Below are 26034 nucleotides of genomic sequence, written 5' to 3' on the forward strand. Positions count from 1 at the left end.
CCAGCCTAAGAACCGACGGCCGCAGGTCGAGGGCTTGCGCCGCTCAGGAACCGAGGTAGCGCCCGGGCCGGTGGTTGAAGGCGAGCACCAGATTCAGCACCACGACGCCCGCGGCCGAGATCAGCACGTTCAGCGGCGGCACCACCAGAAGCGCCGCGACGACCACGCAGGCGTCGAGCGCCATCATCACGTAGCCGGCCCGCCAGCCCAGCCGCTCCTGCGCGAGGAGGGCCAGGATGCTGAAGCCGCCCAGGCTCGAGCCGTGCCGGAACAGGATGAGCAGGCCGATCCCCGCGAGCACGTCGCCGGTGAGCACCCCGTAGACCGGATCGATCCGGAGCGTCCCGAAGGCGAGCGGGTGCAGCCCGGCGAGCACCGAGACCAGCACGATCGAGGACATCGTCCGAAGGGTGAAGCGCCAGCCCTTCTTCCAGAGCGAGAGCGCCAGGAACGGCAGGTTGACCACCACGAGGATCACGCCGAACGGGATCGGCACGACGTAGCCCAGCAGCAGCGCGAGCCCCGCGGTCCCGCCGGTCACCGCCTCGCTCGCGCGGAGCAGGAACAGGCCGAGCGAGACGACGAACGCGCCGGTCACGAGGCCGAAGACGTCCTCGAATCGGCTGTGCGGCACGGGGAGAGGGGCGTCGGTCACCGGGAGATGCTGTCACACCCGCGTTGCGGGAGCGTTTCGGCCGACCCGGCCCGGCCCTCGTAGGATGACCCGGTGCTGCCGAAGATCCTGCTGTTCTACCGCTTCGTGCCGCTCGCCGACCCCGAATCCGTCCGGCTGTGGCAGCGCGAGCTCGCCGAGCACCTCGGCCTGCGCGGCCGCGTCCTGCTCTCGAAGGACGGCGTCAACGGCACCCTCGGCGGGGAGATGGGCGCGCTCAAGCGCTGGGTCCGCCGCACCCGCGAGCACTCCGCCTTCCGCGGTCTCGAGGTGAAGTGGAGCGACGGCACGGGCCTGGACGACGAGGGCCGCAGCGTCGACTTCCCCGGGCTCTCGGTGAAGGTGCGCGAGGAGATCGTGTCGTTCGGAGCGCCCGAGGAGCTGCGGGTGGACGAGTCCGGCGTCGTCGGCACCGGCGTCCGGCTCGCGCCCGACGAGCTCGACGCCCTGGTGGCCGAGCGGGAGGACGTGGTCTTCTTCGACGGCCGCAACGCCTTCGAGGCCGAGATCGGTCGCTTCGACGGCGCGGTCGTGCCGGGGGTCGCGAGCACACGCGAGTTCGTCGAGCAGCTCGACTCGGGCGCCTACGACCACCTCAAGGGCCGGCCGGTCGTCACCTACTGCACCGGCGGCATCCGCTGCGAGGTGCTCTCGAGCCTGATGCTCGCCCGCGGCTTCGGCGAGGTGTACCAGCTCGACGGCGGCGTCGTCCGCTACCAGGAGGCCCGCCGCGACACCGGCCTCTGGCGCGGTGCGCTCTACGTCTTCGACGGGCGCGGCTCGCTGACCTTCTCCCCCGACGCCGAGGTGCTCGGCCGCTGCGCCGTCTGCGCCGAGCCGACCAGCCGGATGCGCAACTGCACCGATCCCGCCTGCCGCGCCCAGCTCGTCGTCTGCGAGGGCTGCGGCGGCGCGGCCTGCGCGGCGCACGGTGGGGACGTCGTGGAGCGGGCTACGGTGCTCGGATGAGCATCGAAGCGCGCGGCCGCACCCTCGTCGACCTCCACACCGCCCCCGAGCTGCTGAGCGTGGTGAACGTCTGGGACGTGGTCTCGGCGACCACGATCGCCGCCCTCCCCGAGACCCGGGCGCTCGCGACGGCGAGCCACTCGATCGCCGCGACCTTCGGCTACCCGGACGGCGAGCGGATCCCGCTCGACCTGCACCTGAGCATGATCGAGCGGATCGTCGCCGCGGTCGACGTCCCCGTCTCGGCGGACCTCGAGGCCGGCTACGGCGACGCCGGCGAAACCGTCCGCCGCGCCATCGAGGTCGGCGTCGTCGGCGCGAACCTCGAGGACCAGGCGAAGCCGCTCGCCGAGGCGCTGCGCTCCGTCGAGAAGGCGGTCGCCGCCGCCGAGGAGGAGGCCGTGCCCTTCGCCCTCAACGCCCGCACCGACGTCTTCCTCCGCGCCGGCGACCGCGACCGCGGCGAGGTGCTCGCCGACGCGATCGAGCGCGGACGCGCCTACCTCGACGCGGGGGCGACCTGCTTCTTCGTCCCCGGCCTGCTCCGGGACGCGGAGCTCGAGGCGCTCGTGGCCGCGCTCGGCCGCCAGCGGGTCAGCGTGATCGGCGTCCCCGGCTCGCAGTCGCCCGCGCGCCTCGAGGAGCTCGGCCTGGCCCGCGTCTCCTACGGACCCTGGACGCAGCGCGTCGCGCTGACCGCCCTGCAGGACGCGGCGACCGCCCTCTACGCCGGCGGCGCGCTGCCCGAGGGCACCCGTCCGCTGAACTGACCCCGCCGCCCGGGCGCGTTCCGCGCGCTCGGGCGTAGCGTGGGCTCATGTTCCGAGCCGTCGTCGTCGAGCAGCACTCCTCCTCCGACACCGAGACCCCGAATCGCGCACGACTGACCGAGCGGGACGATCCCGATCGCTCGCACGGGGACGTGACCCTCGCCGTCGAGTACTCGAGCGTGAACTACAAGGACGCCCTCGCGCTCGCCGGCCGGCCGGGTGTCGTGCGCCGCACCCCGCTGATCGCGGGCATCGACGTCGTCGGCACGGTCGAGTACGCGGACGGCGTCGCGGCCGAGCGCTTCGACTCCGGCGACCGCGTGGTGCTCAACGGCGCCGGCCTCGGCGAGCGCTTCGACGGCGGATTCACCGAGCGGGCCCGCGTCGACTCCGCGTCGCTGCTGCGCATCCCCGGCGCGATCTCCTCCGCCCGCGCCGGCGCGATCGGCACCGCCGGCTTCACCGCGATGCTCGCCGTCCTCGCCCTCGAGCGGCACGGCGTCCGCCCCGGCGACGGACCGGTGCTGGTCACCGGCGCCTCGGGCGGCGTGGGCTCCCTCGCCGTCGCGCTGCTCGCGAAGCTCGGCCACGAGGTGGTCGCCTCGACCGGGCGCGCGGACGAGCACGGCGAGCTGCTCCAACGCCTGGGCGCGACGGAGGTCCTCGATCGGGCCGAGCTGTCCGAGAAGGGGAAGCCGCTGCAGTCGGAGCGCTGGGCCGGCGCGATCGACTCCGCCGGCTCGCACACCCTCGCCAACGCGCTCGCGCAGACCCGCTGGGGCGGCACCGTCGCCGCCTGCGGTCTCGCGCAGGGCGGCGACCTGCCCGCGACGGTGATGCCGTTCATCCTGCGCGGAGTGACGCTGGCGGGCATCAACTCGGTGGAGGCGCCGCGGAAGCTGCGCGAGGAGGCCTGGCGCCGGCTGGCCCACGACCTCGACCTGGAGCTGCTCGACGGCCTGACCACGGCGGTGCCGCTCGCGGGCGCGATCGACGCCGCGGCCGACCTGCTGGAAGGGCGCGCGCACGGGCGCACGCTGGTCGACGTCCGGGGCTGACGCTCCGCAGCTCGGGTCGCGCGGCGGTCCGAGCTACTCGGCGGCCTCGGTGGCGCCGCTGGGCTCGGCGGAAGCGTGACCGACGGACGAGTCGGGGCGCGGCTTCGCGGTGGGCTTCTTCGAGGCCGACTTCTTCGCGGCGGGCTTCTCGGGCGCAGGCGCCTCAGCGGCGGGCTTCTCGGCGACCGGCTTCTCGGGCGCCGGCTTCTTCGCGGGCGCCTTCTTCGCCGCGGGCTTCGTGGCGACGGTCTCCTTCTCGGCCGGCTTCTCCTCCGCCGGCTTCTCCTCGTCCCTGCGCTCCGCCTCTGCCTGCGCCTCCGCCTCCGCCTGCGCCGCGGCCAGGCGCTCGGCGGCCTGCTCGGCGACGGCCGGGACGACGACCAGGTCGTCCGTCTCGATCACCGGGATCGCGGAGGTCGTGGTGCCCAGCTGCAGCGCCGCGATCAGCTCGGGAGCGTGCTTCGTGCTGACGATCAGGCGCGAGTACTCCTCGCCGACCAGGTCGATCACCACCGCCGCGGCCGTGCGCTTGATCAACAGGAAGTCCTTGCCGCCGTGGAACTTCCAGGTGCCGGCCGCGAGGGTCAGCGGCACCGCGGTCCCCGGCGCCCGGATGCCGCGCACCCAGATCCAGGGATCCTCGGTGACGGTCGCCGAGCGGATGCTCGAGCGCTCGACGACGACGTCGCCGCGATGCAGGGCGAGCAGCCGTTCGGCGCGGGTCAGGCGGAGTTCGAGGCGGTCGGGGAGCACGGTCACGACGGGCATGCCCCTAGTCTGCCCCGCCCATCGCACTCGGCGCCCGGGGGTCGCGGTGGCAGCATGGAGGGATGGCCACGGATCCGGACGAGCGGCGCCTCCTCGACGCACGCCTCGCCGAGCGGCAGGCCGAGGCTCGGCGCGAGGCGGCGGCACTCGACGAGTCCCTCCGCGAGCTCCTCCTCGACCGCGCCGACGGCACCGCCGACGACGAGCACGATCCGGAGGGCACCCCGCTCTCCGCGGAGTGGTCGCGGATGGCCGGGGTGCGCGACGCCCTCGCCCGCACCGAGCGCGATCTCGCCGCCGCCCGCGCGCGCCTCGCCGCCGGCGACTACGGCGACTGCGCCCGCTGCGGCCTCCCCATCGGCGCCGCCCGCCTCGAGGCCCGCCCCACCGCCGACCTCTGCATCGCCTGCGCCCGCGAGGCCGAGTCGCGCCACCGCTGACGGCGCTGTCCGCGCCCCGCACCTGAAGGCCCCCACAGGCCAAGGCGTGCAGAAACCCGGGTGCTCCTGCGAGAGTTCACATGCGGTCGTACCCCCGATGGGTGGTCCCGCTCCCCCTCCCCGCTTTCTGCCGCCTCTCGAAAGGCCTCCCTCCGCATGACCGAGACGTCGTCCGACCGCGCGACCGGCGCCCCGCCGGCCCCCGACCGCCGCGCCTGGCGCTCCCTCGTGGTCCTCCTGGCGGGCATGTTCATCGCCCTGCTCGACACCACCATCGTGAACGTCGCCCTGCCGACGATCCGCACCACCCTCGACGCCTCCGAGTCGACGCTCTCCTGGATCATCTCGGGCTACGCGCTCGCTTTCGGCCTCGCGCTGATCCCGGCCGGCCGCCTCGGCGACCGCTTCGGGCACAAGTGGGTCTTCGTCAGCGGCGTGGCGCTGTTCACCGTCGCGAGCTTCGCCTGCGGCCTGGCCGCCGACGACGTCCAGCTCGTCGTCGCGCGCGTCGTGCAGGGCCTCGCGGGCGGCATCTTCGTCCCGGCGGTCAACGCCTACATCCAGATCCTGTTCCGCGGCCCCGCCCGCGGCAAGGCGTTCGCGGTGATGGGAGCCGTCCTCGGCGTCTCGTCGGCGCTCGGTCCGATCATCGGCGGACTGATCATCCAGGCCTTCGGCGACGAGAACGGCTGGCGCCTGGTCTTCTGGGTCAACCTGCCGATCGGCGTCGCGACGCTCATCGCCGCGGCGATGCTGCTGCCGACCCGCCGCGAGCTCCAGGACGGCGACCGCGCCCCGAGCGGCGGCGTCGACTGGCTCGGCCTGATCCTCGTCTCGGGGGGACTCGTCGCCCTGCTCGTGCCGCTGATCCAGGGCGAGGACGAGGGCTGGCCGCTCTGGACCTTCCTCTCGATCGCCGGCGGCGTGATCCTCCTCGCCGCGTTCGGCGCCTGGGAGGTCGCGTACACCCGCCGCGGCCGCGCGCCGCTGGTGCCGCCGACCCTGTTCCGCCACCCCGCCTTCACCGGCGGCGTGATCCTGGCGCTGGTCTACTTCGCGGCCTTCACGAGCATCTTCTTCACCATCTCGCTGCTCTGGCAGTCCGGCCTCGGCCACACGGCGCTGGAGTCGGGCCTCGTCTCGATCCCCTTCGCGATCGGCAGCATCGTCAGCTCCTCGCAGAGCAACCGCCTCACCGCGAAGCTCGGCCGCAACGTCCTGGTGCTCGGCAGCGGACTGCTCGCCGTCGGCCTGATCTGGGTGTGGCTGGTGCTGCTGACCGCGACGCCGGACTCGATCACCAACTGGCAGCTGCTCGCGCCGCTGTTCATCGCGGGTGTCGGCAACGGCTTCTTCATCGCGCCGAACGTGCAGTTCATCGTCTCGACGGTCGACCCGCAGGACGCGGGCGCGGCCAGTGGCGTCATCTCCGCGATCCAGCGGATCGGCTCGGCGGTCGGCATCGCCGCGATCGGCAGCATCCTCTTCGGCGGCCTGGTCATCACCGGCCCGGACACCGTCGCCTCGGGCTTCCTCGACGCCGCGGCCCCGGCGATGCTGGTCAGCGCGCTGATGGCGATCGCCGCCTTCGCGCTCGTCTTCGTGCTGCCGAAGTCGGTGTCGCGCCGAGGCTGACCCCGGCGCGACCGCCTACTCCTGAGGGCGCGCTGCCGCCGCGGCCTTCGCGGCGGCCGGCAGCGCGTCGACGATCCGGCCGATCGCCGCGTCGTCGTGCGCGGCCGAGACGAACCACGCCTCGAACACCGACGGCGGCAGCGAGACGCCCGCGTCGAGCATCGCGTGGAAGAAGGCCGGGTAGCGGAACGACTCCTGCGCCTGGACCTGCGCGTAGTCGCGCACCGGTCCGCCGATGTCGGTGAACATGAAGCTGAAGAGGCTGCCCGCGCTCTGCACCGTGTGCACGACGCCCTCGGCCGAGAGCGCGGCCGAGACCTCGCGCTGCAGCGTCAGGGACGCGCGGTCGAGCGCGGCGTAGACGGCGTCGTCGGCGAGCTGCAGGGTGCGGATGCCCGCGGCCACGGCGACCGGGTTCCCGGAGAGGGTGCCCGCCTGGTACACCGGCCCGAGCGGGGCCAGGTGGTCCATCACGTCCGCGCGGCCGCCGAGCGCGGCGACCGGCATCCCGCCGCCGATGACCTTGCCGAAGGTGTAGAGGTCGGCGACGTAGGGCGCCTCGGCGCCATCGGCACCGGCGCCCGCGTTCTCCAGACCCCACCAGCCGCCGGCGCTGACGCGGAAGCCGGTCAGCACCTCGTCCATGATCAGCAGCGAGCCGTTGGCGTGCACGAGCTCGGCGAGTGCCGCGTTGAAGCCCGGCGCGGGCGGGACGACGCCCATGTTCGCGGCGGCCGCCTCGGTGATCACCGCGGCGATCTCGGAGCCGCGCTCGGCGAGGACCGCGCGCACCGCGTCGAGGTCGTTGTAGGGCAGCACGATCGTCTGCGCGGCGGTGGCCGCGGTGACGCCGGCCGAGGCGGGCAGGGCGAGCGTCGCGAGGCCGGAGCCGGCGTCGGCCAGCAGTCCGTCGGAGTGGCCGTGGTAGTGGCCGGAGAACTTGATCAGCAGATCGCGGCCGGTGACCCCGCGGGCCAGGCGGATCGCGGTCATCGTCGCCTCGGTGCCCGTCGAGACGAGCCGCAGCTTCTCGATCGGCGACACTCCGCCGGCCGTGATCCGCGCCTCGACCAGCTCGGCCAGCTCGGTCTCGGCCGGGGTCGACGCGCCGAAGGAGAGCCCGCGGGCCGCCGCCTCCTGCACGGCGGCGACGACCTCGGGGTGCGCGTGGCCGAGCACGGCCGGACCCCAGGAGCAGACCAGGTCGACGTACTCGCGGCCGTCGGCGTCGGTGATGTACGGGCCGGTCGCCGACACCATGAACCTCGGGGTCCCGCCGACCGAGCGGAAGGCGCGGACCGGCGAGTTCACGCCGCCGGGGATCGCGTGCCGGGCACGCTCGTACAGGGTGTCGTTCGCGGTGGGAGTCACCCGACCACGATACGGCGCGCGCCTCAGCGGACGCCGGACGCGGGACCGCCCGGCCTACTTCAGCAGATCGTTCGCGAGCTCGACGGCCCAGTAGGTGAGCACGGCGTCGGCGCCGGCGCGGACGATTCCGGTGACCGACTCCACGATCGCAGCGTCGCGGTCGATCCAGCCGTTCGCGGCGGCGGCCTCGATCATCGCGTACTCGCCGGACACCTGGTACGCCCAGACCGGCACGTCCGAGATCGCCGCGACGTCGGAGAGCACATCGAGGTAGGACATCGCCGGCTTCACCATCACGACGTCCGCGCCCTCGGCGAGGTCGAGCGTCGCCTCGCGCAGCCCTTCGCGGCGGTTCGCCGGGTCCTGCTGGTAGGTGCGGCGGTCGCCCTCGAGCGTCGACTGGACGGCCTCGCGGAAGGGGCCGTAGAAGCTGGAGGCGTACTTCGCGGAGTAGGCGAGGATCGCGGTGTCGAGGTGGCCGGCGCCGTCGAGGGCCGCGCGGATCGCGCCGACCTGGCCGTCCATCATCCCGGACAGCCCGAGCAGGTGCGAGCCGGCCTCGGCCTGCGCGAGCGCCATCTGCTCGTAGCGGAGCAGCGTCGCGTCGTTGTCGACCCGGCCGTGCGCGTCGAGCACGCCGCAGTGCCCGTGGTCGGTGAACTCGTCGAGGCAGAGGTCGGTCTGCACGACGAGCGCGTCGCCGACCTCCTCGACGACGACCCGCGCGGCGGCGTTGAGCACGCCGTCGGGGTCGGTCGCTCCGGAGCCCACCGCGTCGCGGGTACTCGGCACGCCGAACAGCATGACGCCGCCGATCCCCGCCTCGGCCGCCTCGGTCACCGCGCGGCGGACGCTGTCCAGCGACTGGTGCGACACCCCCGGCATCGAGCCGATCGGCTGAGGTTCCGTGATCCCCTCGGCGACGAAGAGGGGGAGGACGAGCTGGGCGGGGTGGACGCGCGTCTCCCGCACGAGCCGGCGCAGGGCCGGGGTCGTGCGGAGGCGCCGCGGGCGGATCGCGGTCATGCCTCCAGCCTAAGCCGGGCTCGCGTCGCGTCCCCTGACCGTCGACATCCACTCCTCCCCAGGGTCGTCTCGTCGTCCTTCCTGCACAGATCACGGACGAGCGCCCGCACCCGAGGCGGTGTTCCGCCACCGTCGACACCATGGACGGAGTCGGCTCTCTCCTCGTTTCGGGCGGCGGGTTCGCTCCCGCGAGCGCCTTTCGCGCCGCCGGCGTGGACCGGTCCGCGGTCGAGCGCGCCCTGTCGACGGGCGAGATCGTCCGGGTGCGTCGCGGCTGGTACGCGATGGCAGGAGCGCCCGAGGCCGAACTGGCCGCCGTGCGCGCCGGGGGAGTCCTCACGTGCGTCTCTCTGCTGCACGCTCTCGGGCTCTGGACCACCGAGCGGCCAGGCCTGCACATCGCGCTCGGCGACTCCTTCGTCCATGCCCTGCGTCCGGGGGCGGTCGGCCACTGGCGGCGATGGCCGGGTCAGGGTCGGCGCTCGTTCTCGCAGGACGGGATCGGTGCGGCGATCCTGAATCTCATCACCTGCATCGGTGAGGACGACGCCGTCGTGACGATCGACTCGGCTCTCAACCTGGGCCTGCTCGCCGAGGACGACCTTCCGACGCTCCGCGCGCTCGCTCCGGCGGGGAAGCGGGCGGTCTTCGCCCGTGTCGACGGCCGCAGTCAGTCCGGACTCGAGACGAAGACCCGCTTGAGCATGCGCCGCCGCAACGTGCCGGTCCGCACGCAGGTCCTCGTTCCGCGTGTCGGACGTGTGGACGAGGTGATCGGCGAGCGGATGGTCCTCGAGACCGACGGCTACCGCTACCACTCCAGCATCGAGCAGTTCCACGAGGACCGGCGGCGCGATCTCGAGCTCGCACGCCAGGAGTACCTCTGCATCCGGCTCGACAACCACCAGATCATGGACGACTGGCCCCGCACCGAAGCGGCCCTCCTCGAGATGATCCGCCGGAACGAGCACAGGTGGACTGCAGCGCAGCGCAGGCGCCGGGCACTCGAAATCCTGTGAGCGTCCACCTCGACGAGGGACGGCCGCACAACATCAGCTGAGAAGGGGGTCCCTCCTCTGTCAGCGGAGGCCCACCCGTCTCAGCTGATGTTGTGCGCGAAGAGCGGAGGTCAGCGGGTCGCGCGCTCCGCGGCGACGCCGGCGACGGCCTCGATCAGGGAGGAAGCGGAGCGCTCGTCGGCGACGACGTCGACGCGCAGGCCGAAGGCGCGCGCGTCCTTGGCGGTCTGCGGGCCGATCGCGGCGACGAGCGTCGACTCGGGCACGGGGCCGAGCTGCTTCTGCACCTGCTCGGCCACGCTCCCCGAGGTGACCAGGATCGCGTGCACGGCACCGCTCGCGACGTCCGCGACGACGCGGTCCTCGACCTGCACGCCGACGGTGCGGTAGGCGACCACCGAGCGGACGTCGTGGCCGATGCGCTTCAGACCCTCGGTCAGCAGCGGCTTCGCGATCTCGGAGCGCAGCGTGAGCACGCGGAGCGGGTGCTGCCCGCCGGTCGCCTGCTCCCACTCGGCGAGCAGGCCCTTCGCGGAGTTGTCCTCGGACGGCACGAGATCGACGGAGTAGCCGGCCGCCACGAGCGCCGCGGCCGTGGTCTCGCCGACGGCGGCGACCTTCGTGCTCGCGGGCACGGTCGTGCGCAGGAGCGACAGCACGTCGACCGTGGTCGCGCTCGTCACCGTCATCCAGTCGAAGGCGCCGGACTCGAGGTCGGCCAGGGCCTGCTCGAGCGCCGGGAAGTCGTCGGTGGGCGCGAAGTTGATCATCGGAGCGACGACGGGCGACGCTCCCTTCGCACGGAGGGCACCGGCGACGCCGTCGCCCCACGGACCTCCGCGGGGGACGAGGACACGCCAGCCCTGCAACGGCTTCTCCCACTGGGAGTAGGCGGCGGGCACGATCACGAAGAGGCTCCCAGAGGTGCGAGTTGGGCGGCACCCGCACCGAGAAGCGCGTCAGCGAGCAGAGAGCCGCAACGGAACGCGGCTTCGACGACGGGCAGTTCGCGACCACCATACTGCGAAACCGCCAGGTGTCGAGGTCCGTCGACCGAACCGTTATCGATCGGCTCCGCCACCTCCCGAGAGAGGGACGCCGAGCCGTCGACCGCGAAGACCACGCCGCGGGTCACCACACGGCCGCCCTCGACCGTCGCGCTCGCGCCGATCGGCGCCGCGCAGCCCGCCTCGAGCACGGCGAGCAGCGCCCGCTCGGCGGTGATCGCCGCCCGGGTGGGAGTGTGCTCGACCGCCGCGAGGGCCGCGCGCAGCTCGTCGGACGGCTCCTCGTCGCGGACCTCGATCGCCAGCGCACCCTGACCGGGTGCGTGCGGCGAGACACCGAAGTCGAGGACCTCGGTGACCGCGTCAGTCCGCCCGAGGCGCCGCAGCCCCGACAGGGCGAGCACGATCGCGTCCAGCGGTGACGAGCTCCCGGCGGCCACGCGGCCGAGCCGGGTGTCGATGTTGCCGCGGATGTCGACGATCTCGAGGTCGGGGCGCGCCGCGAGCAGTGCCGCGCGACGCCGCGGAGACCCGGTGCCGACCCGCGCACCGCGGGGCAGCGTCGCGAGGGTCGCCCCGTCGCGGGCGCAGAGCGCGTCGCGCGGATCCTCTCGCTCGGGCACCGCGCCGAGGACGAGGCCCTCGACCGGTGCCGTCGGCAGATCCTTGAGCGAGTGCACGATCGCGTCGCAGCGCCCGGCCAGCAGCGCGTCGCGCAGCGCGCTCACGAAGACCCCGGTGCCGCCGAGCGAGGCGAGCGAGCCGCGCATCCGGTCGCCGTCGGACTCGATGCGCACCAGCTCGACCGGCACGCCGGCGGCCTGCGCCATCAGATCGGCGGTCATCCGGGTCTGCGCCACCGCGAGAGCGCTCGCGCGGGTGCCGACTCGGATGCTCACGGGGCGGTGCTCCCTGTCACAGGGCGACCCCGCCCGTCACGGCGCGATCCCCGCCAGCGCCGGCTTGAAGCCCGCGCGCACGTTCTCGCAGCAGCCGGGACGGCAGACGTCGTACCAGGGGCCGAGCGCCGTCATCGACGGGCGGTCCTCCACGGGCGTGCCGTCGACCCGCTCCATCACGAGGTCGACGAGACCGGAGACGTAGACCGGGTCGGTGCCCGGCGTCGCGACGCGGACGGCGACGAGGCCGTGCTCCTCCGAGGTCTCGAGGGCCTCGTTGTCGAGGTCCCACATGACCTCCATGTGGTCCGAGACGAAGCCGAGCGGCACGATCACGAGCGCCTTGCGGCCCTTGGCGGGCAGCTCGGCGATCGCGTCGTTGATGTCGGGCCCGAGCCAGGGCTGCGTGGGCGGCCCGGAGCGCGACTGGTAGACGAGCTGCCACGGCACGTCCTCCGCGCCGGCGGCCGCCATCACGACCTCCGCGACCGCGAGGTGCTGCGCCTCGTAGGCGCCGCCGTCGCCGAAGTGGTGGACGTCGACGACCGTGCCGTCCTCGTGCCGCTCGTGCGGGCCGCTGCGCGCGGCGTCGGTGGAGGGGATCGAGTGCGTCGCGAAGAGCACCTCGACCTCGGTGGTGGCTTCCAGCCCGGGCAGGCGCGAGCGCAGCTCGTCGAGCCCGTCGTGGACGGCCTTCACGAACGGCATGACGAAGCCGGGGTGGTCGAAGAACTGGCGGACCTTGTCGATCCGCAGCTCGCCCTCGAGGCCGGTCGCGTCGAGCGCGGCCGCGAAGTCCTCGCGGTACTGCCGGCAGGACGAGAAGGAGGAGTAGGCGCTGGTGGCGATGGCGATCAGGTTCGAGAAGCCGCGCTCCTTCGCCTCCGTCACCGCCTCGCTCATGTACGGCGCCCAGTTGCGGTTGCCCCAGAGCACCGGGAGGTCGATGCCGCGGTTCGCGAGCTCGGCCTCGAGGGCGGCCTTGAGCGCGCGGTTCTGCGCGTTGATCGGGCTGACGCCGCCGAAGTGGCGGTAGTGGTGGGCGACCTCCTCGAGGCGCTCCTCCGGAATGCCGCGGCCGCGGGTGACGTTGCGCAGGAACGGGATGACGTCGTCCTGCCCCTCGGGGCCGCCGAAGCCGGCGAGCAGGATCGCGTCGTAGGCGACCGGCTCGGTGACGTGCTCGGGGCCCGACGCCGCGGCCGGCGTGGCACCGCGGACGAGGACGCCCTCGGCGACCTCGGGGACGGGTTCGGCGAAGTCGCGCGCCTCGGGGGCGGGGACGGTGGAGCTCATCGGAGGACCTCGGCGATCTGGTCGGCCTCGATGCGCCGACCGGTGTAGAAGGGGACTTCCTCGCGCACGTGACGGCGGGCCTCGGTGGCTCGCAGATCGCGCATGAGGTCGACCAGGTTGACCAGCTCCTCGTCCTCGAGCGCGAGGATCCACTCGTAGTCGCCGAGCGAGAACGAGGCCACCGTGTTGGTCAGCACGGAGCGGAAGCGCGAGCCCTGACGGCCGTGCTGGGCGAGCATCGTGCGGCGCTCCTCCTCGGGGAGGATGTACCACTCGTAGGAGCGGACGAACGGGTAGACCGTCAGCCAGCGCGCGGGCGCCTTGCCCCGCATGTAGGCGGGGAGGTGGTTCGCGCTGAACTCCGCGTCGCGGTGCACGCCCATCGCGTTCCAGGTGGGCAGGAGCGCGCAGAGCAGGTCGGTGCGGCGGAGCTCCCGGTACGCGCGCTGCAGCTCCTCCGGAGCCGCTCCGGTGAGCCAGAGCATGATGTCGGCGTCGGCGCGCAGGGCCGAGACGTCGTAGGTGCCGCGCACCGTGACGCCCTCGCCCGCGAGCCGCGCGACGGTGTCCTCGTAGCCGGCGGCCGCCTGGGCGGCCTCGTCGGCGGAGAGGGTGAACGGACGTGAGGGATCCCTGCGGAGAACCGCCCAGAGCGTGTATCCCAGGGCCTGATCGGAGTGATCCTGATCGGCGGGGGGCTGTGGCGCCGGAGCGGCGCTCGTGTCGGGGGCGGACTGAACGGGACCCGCCGTGTCGGCGGTCTGATCGGTCATTGATCCATCATCCCTCCGCTCGTGCCGATGCACAAAAGCGGGAGGGACTCTGGCGCCGAGGGGTCCGGAGCGCTAGCGATCCGGACCCCTCGGCGCAGGAGGTGAGGCGGGTGGGGTCAGTCCTCGACGACGGCGCGGACGATGCCCCAGACGACGAGGCCGACCGCGGCGGCAGCACCGGCGGCCCCGGCGATCAGCGCCTCGGGGTGGTGCTTGCGCACGACGGAGACCTTGCGCTCGAGCGTCCGCTGGACGTTCCGCACCTTGCGCGGGACGTTCACCTTGTACTCGATGGCGTCGAGCGTCGCGGCGAGCTCGGTGCGCGCGCGCTCGATGTCGGCCTTCAGCTGGCTCGGCTGGAGCTCCGCCGGGTCGACGAAGCGGGGCGTGGTGCTGGATACAGCGCGATCAGTGGTCATAGCTGCCGACTCCCTTGAACGCCTGGACGTCCTTCTTGATGCTCTCGATCGAGTCCTGCGGAACGGGCGGGACGGCCTTCTTGATCGACTTGACGCCGACAAGGATCAGCACGACCGCCACGAGCAGGAAGAACACGGTCACGATCAGCGCCGACAGCCAGGCGGGGAGCCAGGAGGCGATGCCGATGATCGCGAAGGTGACGAGGGTCGCCCACGCGGTGAGGAGGAAGAAGGCCGCGACCGCGAACAGCGCGACCGCGAGTCCGGCGCTCTTCGCCTTGCCGGACAGCTCGTTCTTGAGGGACGCGATCTCGGCCTTGACGAGCTCGATCACGAGACCGGGGAGGTCGCTGACCAGCTCGCCCAGCGATCGGGCGTTCTTCGGATTGCGTTCGTTCACCACGGGGGCTCCTCGGAGGGTGGTCGTGCCGGGCCTCGGCCGAACGGACGGCCCGGAGGGATGAGGACTACGCCTTGCTGGTGGAGGACGACGACGTCGATCCTCCGGAGCCGGCCGCTGCGGCGGCCTCGTCGACCTTCGACGCGGCCGAGCGGGCCGCGGCGGTCGCCTCGGCCGAGGAGGCGCCCTGGGCCTTCTTGCCACCGGACACCGCCTTCACCACGACGGTGCGGACGAGCTCGTAGGCCTTGTCCGAGACGGTGCTGAGCTGCGTCTTCGCCGCTCCGCCGACCGCACCCGCGACGTCCTGCACGGGCTGCGTCTGCCAGAACCTGTTCGCCGCCGAGGCGATCTGCTCGTACCGCTTGCGACCGGCACGCGCTCCCAGCACGTAGCCGGCTGCGGCTCCTGCCACGAAAAGAATCTTGCCCTTCACGCCTACTCCTCGTCCTGGGCCGCTCTCGCGGCTCGTTCACGCGGTCGATGACCACTCGTGTCGGGGCACGCCGCAGTCATGCGGGAGCCTCCGACCCAGAGTAGCCGTCGCCGTCATATTCTTCGCGCGGTATGCCGACGCCTTGACGCACCAGTCGGCGGCGGATAAGAGCGGCGGTCTCGGCGGCGTGCGGGAGCACCGAGGCCAGCCCGGTCCCCGCGAGCCAGGTGCCGGTGACGGCGATCCCGGCGACCGGGGCGAGCGCCGCGCGGAAGGCCTCCAGGTGCGCGCGCCGGCCGAGCGCCGCGGCCGGGCGGACGTTCGCCCAGCGCACCCGGGCCGAGTCGACGAGGGTCGCCGGGTCGAGCTCGATCCCCAGCAGGATCGACGCGTCGCGCAGGGCGGTCGCGGCCGCCTCGGCGTCGCTCGAGCCCTCGAGCGGCGGATGCTCGCCCGGGCGCCCGTAGGAGAGGCGCAGGACGTGCCGTCCCGCGGGCAGGCCGGCCGCCAGCCAGGCCCACTTCGCGGTGGCGTGGGTGATCGCCTTCGCCGTGACGTCCCGGGCGGTCGGCGCGACGAGCACGCCGGAGCCGCGCGGCGCGGCGTCCAGGCGGGCGTCGTCGACGACGAGGGTGACCAGCTCGACGGAGTCGTGCAGCACCTCCGCCGCCTCGTCGCGCACGGCGGGGACGATCCCGGCGAGCAGCTCGCGCGCGTCGCGCTCCGGGGTCGAGACGATGACCGACCGCGCGCTGAGCACGGCGCCGTCGCCGAGGGTGAGCAGGAACGGCTCGCCGTCGCCCTCGAGCCGGGTCACGGCGGTGCCGGTGCGGATCTCGCCCGAGAGGTAGTCGATCCGCTCGACGAGCGCGGCGACCAGGCGGTGCATCCCGCCGTCGATCCCGCGGACGGCCACGCCGGCCGGAAGGTTCGCGCGCAGCGCGGCGACCGCGCCGGCGAGCGACCCCGCCCGGGTGATCGCCCCGTTCAGCCCGGGCGCCGCGGCGTCCACGTCGATGTCCTCGGGACGGCTGGAGTAGACGCCGGAGACGACGGGCGCCACGAGATCGTCCAGGACCCGCTGCCCCATCCGGGTGCGCACCAGCTCGGCGAGGGAGTGGGCGCGGCCGATCCGCAGCACCGGCATCACGGCGTCGAGCCAGGCGCGGGCGGCGCCGCGGCGGCCGATCGCACGGACGACGTCGGGGGCGAGCGGGGTGCCGGGGATGCCGAGGATCCCGGCGCGCGGTGAGGGGACGGAGCGGCCGCCCGCGAGGTGCAGCCAGGAGCCGCCGGTCCGCGGCTCGACGATCGATTCGGCGAGCGGCCGGCCGTCGAGGGTGAGCGCGGCGAGCGCCTTCTCGACGTGACCGCCGCGGGTGGCGAAGCTCTCGGCGCCGGCATCGAGGACGGCTCCGGCGATCTCGAGCGGGGCGACCGAGCCGCCGACCGCGTCGCCCGCCTCGAGCACCACCACGCGCAGGCCGATCCGCAGGCACTCGGCGGCGGCGGCGAGTCCCGCCACTCCCCCGCCGACGACCGCGACGTCGTAGTCGGCGCCGGCCTCGCTGCCGTGTCCCTGGGTGCTGTTCCCCTCGGTCATGGCCGCCAGGCGTGCACGTGCGCGACCAGGCGCGTCAGCACGTCGGGGTCGGTCTCGGGCGGCACGCCGTGGCCGAGGTTGAGCACGTGGGCGGGGGCGCTGGTGCCGCGGCGGAGGACGTCGTCGACGTGCGCGGCCAGCACCTCCCACGGGGCGGAGAGCAGCGCCGGGTCGACATTGCCCTGCACCGGGACGAAGCCGCCGAGCCGGTGGTTCGCCTCGTCGAGCGGGATGCGGTAGTCGACGCCGACGACGTCCGCGCCGATCCCGTGCATCGCGCCGAGCAGCTCGCCGGTGCCGACGCCGAAGTGCACGATCGGCACGTTCCGGCGGGTCTCGCCGTGGTCGTAGGCCAGGTCGCGCACGTGGGTCAGCGCCCGCGAGGAGGCGGGAGCCACGTGCGCGGTGTAGTCGGCGAGGGACAGCGCGCCGGCCCAGGAGTCGAACAGCTGCGCGGCGCTCGCCCCGGCCAGCACCTGTGCGCGGAGGAAGCGGCCGGTCACCTCGGCGGTCCACTCCATCAGCCGGGCCCAGGCCTCGGGGTCGGCGTGCATCAGGGTTCGGGCGCGGATGTGGTCCTTGGACGGCCCGCCCTCCACGAGGTAGGCCGCGAGGGTGAAGGGGGCGCCGGCGAAGCCGATCAGCGGGGTCCCTCCCTCGCCGATCTCCCGCAGACCCTCGACCGTGCGGCGGACGCCCTCGCGGATCGGCTCGAGCGTCTCGTCGAGCAGGGCCGGATCGAGCGCGACCAGCTCGTCGACGTCCGCGGCGGTGCGCACCGCCTTCTCGAGAACGGGTCCGCGCCCGGGGACGATGTCGACCGCGACGCCCGCGAGGCGCAGCGGGATGACGATGTCGCTGAAGAAGATCGCCGCGTCGACCCCGTGCCGGCGGATCGGCTGCAGGGTGATCTCGCTCGCGAGCGCCGGGTCGAGGCAGGCGTCGAGCATCTGGGTGTCGGTGCGCAGCGCCCGGTACTCGGGCAGGCTGCGGCCGGCCTGGCGCATGAACCAGACGGGCGTCGACTCCGGCCGATCGGAGCGGTAGGCCCGCAGGAGAGAGGAGTCGGCCGTGCGCCCGGAGGCGAGCGGGTGCAGCGGATCGAGCAGGCCGGCGATGGGGGAGGTCACCGCGGCATTATTCCAGGCCCCGCTGATCCGGGAGCATTCGTGCAGTCTTCCCGAGGACCGCGGCCGACCCCGGACGCCCCGGGTAGACTGCCCTGGTGCTTCTGTGTCTGACGGCGTCGCACAAGAACGCCAGCTTCGATCTCCTCGAGAAGCTCTCCGTCGACTCCTCCGCCGTCGCGTCGGCGCTCTCGGACGGCATCGACTTCGTCTCGGGTGCCGTGGTCGTCGCGACCTGCAACCGCTTCGAGGCCTACCTCGACATCGACGAGCCGCTCACCGCCGCGCAGGCCGTGACCGTCGAGGCCGCCACCGCCGCGGTGAGCGCCGCGACCGGCGTCGAGCAGGAGGAGCTGCGGAGCTCGGTCACCGTCGTCTCGGGCGACCGCGTCGCCGAGCACCTCTTCGCCGTCTCCAGCGGACTCGAGTCCGTCGTCGTCGGCGAGGGCGAGATCGCCGGCCAGGTCCGCCGCTCGCTCGAGGAGGCCCGCCGTCTCGGCACCACCTCCTCCGAGCTCGAGCGCCTCTTCCAGCGCGCCTCGCAGACCTCGCGCGGCATCAAGAACCGCACCGGCCTCGGCAGCGCCGGCCGCTCGATCGTGCGCCTCGCCCTCGATCTCGCCTCCAGCCGCATCACCGACTGGCGCGCCGCCCGGGTGCTGCTGATCGGCACCGGCAGCTACGCCCGCGCGACCGTCGCGGCGCTCCGCGACCGCGGCGTGCTCGAGATCGCCGTCCACTCCCCCTCCGGCCGCGCCGAGGGCTTCGCGACCCGCCGCGCGCTCCGCCCGATCGACGGCGCCGAGCTGGCGACCGAGGCCGTCGCCGCCGACGTCGTCATCACCTGCACCACCACCCAGGAGCCCGTCCTCGACGCGGCGATCCTCACGGAGGGACGCCTGCGCGGCTTCTCCCGCGAGCGCCAGCTGGTCATCGACCTCGGCCTCCCCCGCAACGTCGCCGCCGACGTCACCACCGTGACCGGCGTCGAGCTGCTCGACCTCGAGACGATCAGCCTGCACGCCCCGCTCGACGTGCTCGACGCGTCGACCCAGGCGCGCGCCCTCGTCGACAAGGCCGCTCGCAAGTTCTCCGACGTGGCCGACGAGAAGAGCCTCACCCCCGCCGTGGTCGCCCTGCGCGCCCACGTCTTCGATGCGCTCGACGCCGAGATCGAGCGCGCCCGCTCGCGCGGCGACGACGACGGCCGCACCGAGCAGGCGCTGCGGCACCTGGCCGGCGTGCTGCTGCACACCCCGAGCGTCCGCGCCCGCGACTACGCCCGCGCCGGCGAGCAGGAGGCGTACCTCACCGGCCTCGAGGCGCTGTTCGGCATCGAGGTGCCGTCCGAGCGCACCGCCGCCCGTCCGCTCGAGGCCGGCGGCGAGTCCGCGGCCTCGGCGTGACGCCGCTGCGGCTCCCGTACGAGGCGGAGCCGATCGAGACGGAGCGGCTGCTGCTGCGTCCGCTCTCGCTCGACGACGCCGAGGACCACGCCCGCTACCAGGGCGATGCGGAGGCCGTCCGCTATCTGCGCTGGCCGGTGCGGACGCCCGAGGAGTCGCGCGCGCACCTTGCGGTCCGGCTGCCCTCGAGGCGGCTCGCGGCCGACGGCGACGTCGTCGTGCTCGCGATCGTGCCGCGCTCCGGGCCGTTCGCCGGCCGGGTCGTCGGGGATCTCACGCTGATCGCGACCTCGTCGGAGCAGGCCGGCGTCGAGATCGGGTGGGTCCTGCACCCGGAGGCGCAGGGCCGGGGCTTCGCGACGGAGGCCGCCCGCGCCCTGATCGACCTGGCCTTCGACCGGCTCGGCGCCCACCGGGTCGTCGCGCAGCTCGACGCGCGCAACACCGCCTCCGCCCGCCTCTGCGAGCGGCTCGGCCTGCGCCTCGAGGCGCACCACCTCGACGACGAGTACTGCAAGGGCGAGTGGACCTCGACCCTCGTCTACGCCCTCCTCGCCCGCGAGCACTGACGCCCGTGTCATGGTGATCGAGTAGCCCGCGCAGCGGGCGTATCGAGATCCGGGTGGGGTCAGGCGCCGCGCAGGCCCGTGAAGAGGTGGGTCTCCAGCTGGTCGAGCGGGACGCGCTCCTGCTTCATGGTGTCGCGGTCGCGCACGGTCACCGCGTTGTCCTCGAGCGAGTCGAAGTCGATGGTGACGCAGTAGGGCGTGCCGATCTCGTCCTGGCGGCGGTAGCGGCGGCCGATCGCGCCGGAGTCGTCGAAGTCGACGTTCCAGAGCGCGCGGAGCCGGTCGGCGACCTCGCGGGCGAGCGGCGAGAGCGCCTCGTTGCGCGAGAGCGGCAGCACGGCGACCTTCACCGGCGCGAGGCGCGGGTCGAGGTGCAGCACGGTGCGCGTCTCGACCTTGCCCTTCGCGTTCGGCGCCAGCTCCTGCTCCTCGTAGGCGTCGACCAGGAACGCCATCAGCGCGCGGGTCAGGCCGAAGGACGGCTCGATCACGAACGGCACGAAGCGCTCGTTCTTCGTCTGGTCGAAGAAGGAGAGGTCCTTGCCGGAGTGCTCCATGTGCGTCTTGAGGTCGAAGTCGGTGCGGTTCGCGACCCCCATCAGCTCGCCCCACTCGCCCGAGGCGAAGCTGAAGCGGTACTCGATGTCGACGGTGCGCTTGGAGTAGTGGGAGAGCTTGTCCTTCGGGTGCTCGAACTGGCGGATGTTCTCCGGCGAGATCCCGAGGTCGACGAACCAGTCCCAGGCGAGCTGCATCCAGGTCTCCTGCCACTCCTCGTCCGTGCCGGGCTCGACGAAGAACTCGAGCTCCATCTGCTCGAACTCGCGGGTGCGGAAGATGAAGTTGCCGGGGGTGATCTCGTTGCGGAACGCCTTGCCGATCTGGCCGATGCCGAACGGCGGCTTCTTCCGCGCGCTCTGCAGCACGTTGGCGAAGTTGGTGAAGATGCCCTGCGCCGTCTCGGGGCGGAGGTAGTGCAGCCCGGACTCGTCGTCGACGACGCCGAGGTAGGTCTTCATCAGCCCGGAGAACTGCTTGATCTCGGTCCACTGGCCGATCTTGTCGGGGTGCTCCGGGTCCGGGATGTCGGCGAGGCCGTTCTCGGGAGCGTGCCCGTTGACCTCCTCGTACTTCTCGAAGAGGTGGTCGGCGCGGTAGCGCTTGTGGGTGATCAGCGACTCGGTCAGCGGGTCGGAGAAGACGCCGACGTGGCCGGAGGCGCTCCAGATCGCGGTCGGCAGGATCACGGCCGAGTCGAGGCCGACGACGTCGCCGCGGCCCTGCACGAACGCCTTCCACCACTGGCGCTTGATGTTCTCCTTGAGCTCGACGCCGAGGGGGCCGTAGTCCCAGGCGGAGCGGGTGCCCCCGTAGATCTCGCCCGAGGGGAAGACGAACCCCCGGTGCTGGGCGAGGGTGACGACCTTGTCGAGGGTGGTGGGTTCTGCCACGGGGAGCTCCTAGCTGTTCGGGCGCACGGGGCCCTGGCGCGCGCCGGCTGCGCGCGTCCTTCTGGTGTGCGTCCATGGTAGCCGCGGGCCCGGCGGCCGACCGCGGGCGGGGTCCGTCCGCGGGCATGATGGCGGGATGAGCAGCCTCCCTCCCCTCGTCGTCTCCGCCGTCGCCGTCCTGCGCGAGCGCCGCGTGCTGATGGTGACGGCCCGCGGACGCGACGTCGTCTACCTCCCGGGCGGCAAGGTCGACCCGGGCGAGACGAGCGCCGAGGCGGCGGCGCGCGAGACGGAGGAGGAGCTCGGCACCGCGCCCACGGCCCTGCGCGAGCTCTTCACCGTCCGCACCCAGGCGCACGGCGAGCCGGAGGGGCGGGAGGTGCACATGACCGTCTTCGCCGCGGAGCTCGCCGACGAGCCGCGCGCCAGCGGTGAGATCGACGCCCTGCACTGGATCACCGGCGCCGACGCGCACCGCTGCCCGCCCGCCGGGGTCGACACGCTCGCGCGGCTGCAGGCCCTGGACCTCGTCGACTGAGCGGGACGTCACCGGCCGACGACGCTGGCGAGCGGCCCCCGCGCAGGCGGCTAGCCTCGTGGCGTGGAGACGAGACGACGCGCCAGAGACCATCCGACCGGAGGCGACGTTCCGCGCCTGGAAGCGGTCCGGCTGGAGGCGGCTGTGCCGATCCTGAGGATCTTCTCCGTCGCCAAGGCGGGCGAGTTCTACGTCGACTACCTCGGCTTCACGGTCGACTGGGAGCACCGCGCCTCCCGCGACGCACCGCTCTACCTGCAGGTCTCGAGGTCGGGTCTGCGGCTGCACCTGAGTGAGCACCACCGCGACGGGAGCCCCGGAGCGGCGGTGCACGTGGCCCTCCGCGGGGTGCGCGAGCTGCACGCCGAGCTCGACTCGAAGGAGTACCCGTACCTCAACCCGCGGATCACGCGGTCGCCCTTCGGCTTCGCGCTCGATCTGATCGATCCGTTCGGGAACCAGCTCCGCTTCGCCGAGGCCGCCCCGGACGCCGGTAACGCCTGAGAGTCCGCTGGTCAACCGTTCACCGCCTGTCCACCGCTTTCCGATGCGGGTCCCCTAGCGTGGCCGGGATGGTGACTCGGGGGACGACACGACGACCGGACGAGGTCCGGACGCAGGGGCTGCGCCTGCGCGCACCGCTGCTGTCGACGGCGGCGCCGCTCGTGGTCGGACTGATCGGCTCGCTCGCGATCCTCGCGGGCTCGCTCGCGGTCGGCTACCTGCCGCTCGACTCGCCGATCCGGAGCTGGCCGCTGATCGCGGCACTGCGCGCCTCCTCGGGCGCCACCGAGCTCGGCGTCGTCGCCGTCGTCGGCGGCGGGATCCTGCTGCTCGTCGCCTGGCTGCGCCTGCGCGCGGTCGCGCTGGACGACCGGCCCGGCTCGGTCCGGGCGATCCTGGTCGCCGCGCTCGCCTGGGCCGCTCCCCTGCTGCTCGCCGTCCCGCTGTTCAGCCGCGACATGTTCTCGTACGTCGCGCAGGGCCGGCTGATGACGGCCGGCGTGAACCCGTACTCGAGCGGTGTGGCCACCCTCCCCGGCTGGTTCGCCCTCGGCGTCGATCCGCGCTGGGCCGACACCCCGACGCCCTACGGCCCGCTCTACCTGCTCGCCGAGCAGACCGCCGTGCACGTCGCCGGCTGGACGTTCCCCGAGCTCTCGATCGCGATGCTCCGCGCGCTCTCCGTCGCCGGAGTCGCCGTCAGCGCCGTCTACGCGCTCCGGCTCGCCCGGCTGCGCGGGCTGTCCGTCCCGCTCACCGCCTGGAGCCTCGTCGCCAACCCGCTCACCCTCGTCCTCTTCGTCGTCGCCGGGCACAACGACTCGGTGATGATCGCGCTGATCCTCGCCTCCCTCTACTACGGGCACACCGACCGCCGGGTGGCGGCGGTGCTGCTGATGGGAGCGGCGATCGCGGTCAAGCCGGTGGCGGTCATCGCACTGCCGGTGCTCGCGCTGCTCTGGCTCCGCCACGACGCGACGCTGCGTGAGCGGATCCGCGCCTGGGCCTGGAGCGGCGCCGGCGCGCTCGCCGTCGTGGTCGCGATCGGCCTCGCCGCGGGCGTGGGCGTGGGCTGGATCGGCGCGATGATCGTGCCCGGCTCGATCCTGCACTGGTACGCGCCGATGTCGGCGGTCGTCGTCGCGGTCTCCACTGCCGTGCAGATGACCGGCCACGACCCGGCGACGGCGATCGCCGTGGTCAAGATGCTCGCCCTGCTCGCCGCCGGACTGGCCGCCGGCGCCCTGATGCTGTCGCGACGGGCGATCGACCCGCTCGCCCGCCTGACCGGCGCGCTGCTGGCCTTCGTCACCGCGTCGACCGCCATCCACCCCTGGTATGCGCTGTGGATCCTGCCGATCGCCGCGCTCTCACGGCCCTGGCGCAGCACCCACCGGCACCTGGCGGTCTACGCCACGGTCTTCCTGATGTGCGTCACGCTCGCCGAGCCGGTCGACGGCGGGGGCGGCGCGGTCGACCAGATCCCGGTCCGCGTCGCGACCATCGCCGCGATCGTCGTCGTCGGCGTCTACGTGCTCGTGAGCTACTCCGACGAGGAGCACGTGGACGCGCGCCGTCTCGTCGGCGCGGTCCCCTTCGGCTCCGAGATCCTGAGCCGCCTCAGCGGCGGCCGCCTCGGCGCCCCGGCCCCCCTGCGCGTCCCGGCCCGCAAGTAGCCGGCCCATGCTGGTCGAGTAGCCCCGCAGGTGCGTATCGAGCGAGGAAGCCGCTTCGCGTCTCGGTGGTGAGGGAAAGGACGCGGCTGCGCCGCGTCATGCTGGTCGAGTAGCCCCGCAGGGGCGTATCGAGACCCGCCGTCGCCAGCAGGGCGGTCTGCAGACTCGGCTTCTGATGCTGGTGGATCTCGATACGCCCGCTGCGCGGGCTACTCGATCAGCATGGCTTTCCCATACCTACTAGGTGATCTTTCTTAGGAGACCCACCGGCCCCAGCAGGGTGGTCAGGCGCCGTCGGTCCTGCGCGCGCGGCGCTCGAGCGCCGCCTGCGCGGCGGCCGCAGCGGTGTCCTTCTCGGTGCCGCCGAGGACGCCTGACAGCGAGGAGAGCCAGTCGGAGTCGTTCCGCCGGTCGGCGACCGCGTCCGCGAAGAGCGGCAGCTCGCTCCGGGTCGCGTGGATCGCGTAGTCCTCGCGGCTGTAGTCGGCCGTCTCGGCGTCCGGCGTCGCGGCGTCGTCGCCGCGGTCGTCCTGAGTCATGGTGCCCTCTCAGCGGCCCGGTCCGTTCCGAGCACCCCGTCAGGCTAGCCCTGTTCAGGGGGTGTCGGCATCCTCGTCGGCACCGCGCGGAAGCGGCCGCCAGACCACGAGCTCGGTCCGCCGCTGCGCGCGCGTGCCGTGCCGGAGGGTGACCACGTCGCCCTCGAGGCCCGCGGCGAAGACCCGGCGGCCGGGGCGGTTGAGCAGCTCGTCGGCCAGCGCGGACTCCAGCTCGCGCACGCGCTGCGACAGCGAGAGCACCTGGTTCTCGAGCTGGAGGATGCGGGCGATGCCCTCGAGCGAGACACCCTCGGAGGAGAGCCGGGCGACCTCGCGCAGCTGCACGACGTCGCGCATCGAGTACCGCCGCGACTTGCCGGCCGTCCGGGTCGGCCGCACGAGGCCCAGCCGGTCGTACTGCCGCAGCGTCTGCGGGTGCATGCCGGCGAGGTCGGCGGCGACCGCGATCGCGAACACCGGGGTGCTCTCGTCCACGTCTCCTCCTCTCCGGCCGGCCCGCTCGGGCCGGACCGCCCTGATGCCGCGCTAGTAGCGGGCCTTCTCCAGGATGTCGTCCCGCGGGTTGTCCGACGGCTCCGCGGCCGCGTAGGCCTCGAGGGCGTCGCGCGCCGCGCCGGACAGGTGATCGGGCACCGCGACCTGGATCTCTGCCAGCAGATCGCCCGTGCCCTTGCCGGTCGCGACCCCGCGGCCCTTGACCCGCAGCACGCGGCCGCTCGGGGTGCCGGGCGCGACGCGGAGCTTGACCGGGTCGCCGCCGAGGGTCGGCACCTCGATCGTCGCGCCGAAGACGGCCTCGACGAAGGTGACGGGGACGGTGACGCGCAGGTTCAGGCCGTCGCGCTCGAAGACGGGGTGCTTGCGCACCGCGACGGTGAGCACGAGGTCGCCGGGCTCGCCGCCGTCGGGGCTCGGGCGACCCTTGCCGCGGACGCGGATCTTCTGCTGGTCGGCGACGCCGGCCGGGATCCGGACCGAGAGCGCGCGGCCCTCGCCGGTCTGCAGCTGCACGGTGTCGCCCTGGGTGGCGGTGCGGAAGTCGATGGTGGTGCTGGCGGTGACGTCGGCGCCCTTCTGCGGGCCGCCGAAGCCGCGGAATCCGCCGCTGGGCTGGCCGAAGCGGCCGCCGCCCGCGTTGCCGAACATGCCGCCGAGGATGTCCTCGAAGCCGGCGGGCGGACCCTGCTGGGTGCTGTACGAGGTGCGGCCGCCGCCGCCCTGGTTGAAGACGTTGCCGAAGACGTCGTCGAAGCCGCCGGGCTGGCCGCCGGCCGTGAAGCGGGCGCCGGAGCCCATCGCGCGGATCTGGTCGTACTCCTTGCGGTGCTCGGCGTCGGAGAGGACGGTGTACGCCTCGCTGATCTCCTTGAAGCGCGCCTCGGCCTTCGCGTCCCCCGGGTTGGAGTCGGGGTGGAACTGCCGGGCGAGCTTGCGGTAGGTCTTCTTCAGGTCCGCCGCGGAGACGTCCTTCGAGACACCGAGGATCTTGTAGAAGTCCTTGTCGAACCAATCCTGGCTGGCCATGCGCCTCTTTCTTCTCGGTAGTGCGGCCTGTGCCGTCCTGCGGACCGGGTCGTCGTGCGGCCCGGTGTCGTCGTGCGGCCTGCGTCGTGGTGCGCGGCCCCCGCCGCCCGGCAGGGG

28 protein-coding genes are annotated in these 26034 nt (G+C 73.3%); 11 read left to right on the top strand and 17 right to left on the bottom strand.

Annotated features, from left to right (window positions below; all coding sequences use genetic code 11):
- Nucleotides 1–43: 43 nt before the first annotated feature.
- Nucleotides 44–655 (bottom strand): YitT family protein, encoded by a 612-nt coding sequence (locus tag EDF35_RS03140; RefSeq protein ID WP_132434816.1) that lies wholly within the window; start codon nt 653–655, stop codon nt 44–46.
- A gap of 72 nt (nt 656–727) precedes the next feature.
- On the opposite strand from EDF35_RS03140, the gene EDF35_RS03145 reads away from it, so the two are divergent.
- From EDF35_RS03145 to EDF35_RS03155, 3 genes are read left to right on the top strand one after another with little or no spacing between them, the layout of a single operon-like run.
- Nucleotides 728–1642: a rhodanese-related sulfurtransferase gene (locus EDF35_RS03145; protein ID WP_243839825.1), complete on the top strand. Its 915-nt coding sequence runs from the start codon at nt 728–730 to the stop codon at nt 1640–1642.
- Nucleotides 1639–2412, top strand: a complete 774-nt coding sequence (locus EDF35_RS03150) for an isocitrate lyase/phosphoenolpyruvate mutase family protein (protein ID WP_133960703.1) — start codon at nt 1639–1641, stop codon at nt 2410–2412. The genes EDF35_RS03145 and EDF35_RS03150 overlap by 4 nt, the downstream gene beginning before the upstream one ends.
- A gap of 47 nt (nt 2413–2459) precedes the next feature.
- Nucleotides 2460–3470: an MDR family oxidoreductase gene (locus tag EDF35_RS03155; RefSeq protein WP_123701804.1), complete on the top strand. Its 1011-nt coding sequence runs from the start codon at nt 2460–2462 to the stop codon at nt 3468–3470.
- Nucleotides 3471–3503: 33 nt separating this feature from the next.
- Here EDF35_RS03155 and EDF35_RS21120 read toward each other — a convergent pair whose 3' ends face one another.
- Nucleotides 3504–4238, bottom strand: a complete 735-nt coding sequence (locus EDF35_RS21120) for a hypothetical protein (protein ID WP_243839826.1) — start codon at nt 4236–4238, stop codon at nt 3504–3506.
- 62 nt (nt 4239–4300) lie between these two features.
- Here EDF35_RS21120 and EDF35_RS03165 point away from each other — a divergent pair, with 62 nt between their 5' ends.
- Both EDF35_RS03165 and EDF35_RS03170 read left to right on the top strand, forming a co-directional pair.
- Nucleotides 4301–4678, top strand: a complete 378-nt coding sequence (locus tag EDF35_RS03165; RefSeq protein ID WP_133960704.1) for a TraR/DksA C4-type zinc finger protein — start codon at nt 4301–4303, stop codon at nt 4676–4678.
- A gap of 156 nt (nt 4679–4834) precedes the next feature.
- Complete coding sequence (locus tag EDF35_RS03170) at nt 4835–6313, top strand: MFS transporter (RefSeq protein ID WP_123733385.1); 1479 nt, start codon at nt 4835–4837, stop codon at nt 6311–6313.
- A 15-nt stretch (nt 6314–6328) separates the two neighbouring features.
- Here the strand turns inward: EDF35_RS03170 and hemL are convergent, their stop codons facing one another.
- A complete protein-coding gene (hemL, locus tag EDF35_RS03175; protein ID WP_208323002.1) occupies nt 6329–7684 on the bottom strand; it encodes a glutamate-1-semialdehyde 2,1-aminomutase in 1356 nt (451 codons plus the stop codon).
- Between the two features lie 54 nt (nt 7685–7738).
- A complete protein-coding gene (gene hemB, locus EDF35_RS03180) occupies nt 7739–8710 on the bottom strand; it encodes a porphobilinogen synthase (protein ID WP_133960705.1) in 972 nt (323 codons plus the stop codon).
- 212 nt (nt 8711–8922) lie between these two features.
- Here hemB and EDF35_RS03185 point away from each other — a divergent pair, with 212 nt between their 5' ends.
- Nucleotides 8923–9729 carry a hypothetical protein gene (locus EDF35_RS03185; protein WP_133960706.1) on the top strand — a complete coding sequence of 269 codons (807 nt, stop codon included), beginning with the start codon at nt 8923–8925 and terminating at the stop codon, nt 9727–9729.
- 110 nt (nt 9730–9839) lie between these two features.
- On the opposite strand, the gene EDF35_RS03190 is transcribed toward EDF35_RS03185, so the two are convergent.
- From EDF35_RS03190 to hemE, 9 genes are all read right to left on the bottom strand, one after another.
- Entirely contained in the window at nt 9840–10634 is a 795-nt protein-coding gene (locus tag EDF35_RS03190; RefSeq protein WP_123733538.1) for a uroporphyrinogen-III synthase, read from the bottom strand.
- Nucleotides 10634–11635: a hydroxymethylbilane synthase gene (gene hemC, locus EDF35_RS03195; RefSeq protein ID WP_123701794.1), complete on the bottom strand. Its 1002-nt coding sequence runs from the start codon at nt 11633–11635 to the stop codon at nt 10634–10636. Before hemC ends, EDF35_RS03190 begins: the two co-directional genes overlap by 1 nt.
- A 36-nt stretch (nt 11636–11671) precedes the next feature.
- On the bottom strand, nt 11672–12931 hold the full coding sequence (locus EDF35_RS03200; RefSeq protein ID WP_133960707.1) for a ferrochelatase: 1260 nt from the start codon (nt 12929–12931) through the stop codon (nt 11672–11674).
- Nucleotides 12928–13704 (bottom strand): hydrogen peroxide-dependent heme synthase, encoded by a 777-nt coding sequence (hemQ, locus tag EDF35_RS03205; protein ID WP_133960708.1) that lies wholly within the window; start codon nt 13702–13704, stop codon nt 12928–12930. The genes EDF35_RS03200 and hemQ overlap by 4 nt, the downstream gene beginning before the upstream one ends.
- Nucleotides 13705–13820: 116 nt before the next feature.
- Nucleotides 13821–14123 (bottom strand): DUF3618 domain-containing protein, encoded by a 303-nt coding sequence (locus EDF35_RS03210; RefSeq protein WP_123444872.1) that lies wholly within the window; start codon nt 14121–14123, stop codon nt 13821–13823.
- Nucleotides 14113–14526, bottom strand: a complete 414-nt coding sequence (locus tag EDF35_RS03215) for a phage holin family protein (protein WP_123444871.1) — start codon at nt 14524–14526, stop codon at nt 14113–14115. Before EDF35_RS03215 ends, EDF35_RS03210 begins: the two co-directional genes overlap by 11 nt.
- Nucleotides 14527–14590: 64 nt before the next feature.
- On the bottom strand, nt 14591–14938 hold the full coding sequence (locus EDF35_RS03220) for a YtxH domain-containing protein (RefSeq protein ID WP_185038648.1): 348 nt from the start codon (nt 14936–14938) through the stop codon (nt 14591–14593).
- Between the two features lie 97 nt (nt 14939–15035).
- The gene (gene hemG / locus EDF35_RS03225; protein WP_133960709.1) at nt 15036–16562 is read right to left on the bottom strand and encodes a protoporphyrinogen oxidase; all 1527 of its coding nucleotides are present in this window, start codon (nt 16560–16562) and stop codon (nt 15036–15038) included.
- Nucleotides 16559–17692, bottom strand: a complete 1134-nt coding sequence (hemE, locus tag EDF35_RS03230) for a uroporphyrinogen decarboxylase (protein WP_243581005.1) — start codon at nt 17690–17692, stop codon at nt 16559–16561. Before hemE ends, hemG begins: the two co-directional genes overlap by 4 nt.
- Nucleotides 17693–17787: 95 nt before the next feature.
- Between hemE and EDF35_RS03235 the strand changes: the two genes are divergently transcribed.
- Entirely contained in the window at nt 17788–19095 is a 1308-nt protein-coding gene (locus tag EDF35_RS03235) for a glutamyl-tRNA reductase (protein WP_133960710.1), read from the top strand.
- Nucleotides 19092–19664: a GNAT family protein gene (locus tag EDF35_RS03240; protein ID WP_243839827.1), complete on the top strand. Its 573-nt coding sequence runs from the start codon at nt 19092–19094 to the stop codon at nt 19662–19664. The genes EDF35_RS03235 and EDF35_RS03240 overlap by 4 nt, the downstream gene beginning before the upstream one ends.
- Before the next feature lie 59 nt (nt 19665–19723).
- Here the strand turns inward: EDF35_RS03240 and EDF35_RS03245 are convergent, their stop codons facing one another.
- Nucleotides 19724–21115 carry a glycine--tRNA ligase gene (locus EDF35_RS03245; protein ID WP_133960711.1) on the bottom strand — a complete coding sequence of 464 codons (1392 nt, stop codon included), beginning with the start codon at nt 21113–21115 and terminating at the stop codon, nt 19724–19726.
- Between the two features lie 136 nt (nt 21116–21251).
- On the opposite strand from EDF35_RS03245, the gene EDF35_RS03250 reads away from it, so the two are divergent.
- The 3 genes from EDF35_RS03250 to mptB all read left to right on the top strand — a co-directional run bounded on the left by EDF35_RS03250 (nt 21252) and on the right by mptB (nt 23833).
- Nucleotides 21252–21653 carry an NUDIX domain-containing protein gene (locus tag EDF35_RS03250; RefSeq protein ID WP_133960712.1) on the top strand — a complete coding sequence of 134 codons (402 nt, stop codon included), beginning with the start codon at nt 21252–21254 and terminating at the stop codon, nt 21651–21653.
- Between the two features lie 63 nt (nt 21654–21716).
- Nucleotides 21717–22157, top strand: coding sequence for a glyoxalase superfamily protein (locus EDF35_RS03255; RefSeq protein ID WP_260321442.1), 441 nt, complete (start codon nt 21717–21719; stop codon nt 22155–22157).
- A 68-nt stretch (nt 22158–22225) separates the two neighbouring features.
- The gene (gene mptB / locus EDF35_RS03260; RefSeq protein ID WP_133960713.1) at nt 22226–23833 is read left to right on the top strand and encodes a polyprenol phosphomannose-dependent alpha 1,6 mannosyltransferase MptB; all 1608 of its coding nucleotides are present in this window, start codon (nt 22226–22228) and stop codon (nt 23831–23833) included.
- Nucleotides 23834–24117: 284 nt separating this feature from the next.
- Here mptB and EDF35_RS03265 read toward each other — a convergent pair whose 3' ends face one another.
- From EDF35_RS03265 to EDF35_RS03275, 3 genes are read right to left on the bottom strand one after another with little or no spacing between them, the layout of a single operon-like run.
- Nucleotides 24118–24372, bottom strand: a complete 255-nt coding sequence (locus EDF35_RS03265) for a hypothetical protein (RefSeq protein ID WP_133960714.1) — start codon at nt 24370–24372, stop codon at nt 24118–24120.
- Between the two features lie 54 nt (nt 24373–24426).
- Nucleotides 24427–24867: a MerR family transcriptional regulator gene (locus EDF35_RS03270; RefSeq protein WP_133960715.1), complete on the bottom strand. Its 441-nt coding sequence runs from the start codon at nt 24865–24867 to the stop codon at nt 24427–24429.
- A gap of 51 nt (nt 24868–24918) precedes the next feature.
- Nucleotides 24919–25917, bottom strand: coding sequence for a DnaJ C-terminal domain-containing protein (locus EDF35_RS03275; RefSeq protein ID WP_123444863.1), 999 nt, complete (start codon nt 25915–25917; stop codon nt 24919–24921).
- Between the last annotated feature and the right edge of the window lie 117 nt (nt 25918–26034).

This window comes from Rathayibacter sp. PhB151 (assembly GCF_004366415.1).
Classification (GTDB): domain Bacteria; phylum Actinomycetota; class Actinomycetes; order Actinomycetales; family Microbacteriaceae; genus Rathayibacter; species Rathayibacter festucae.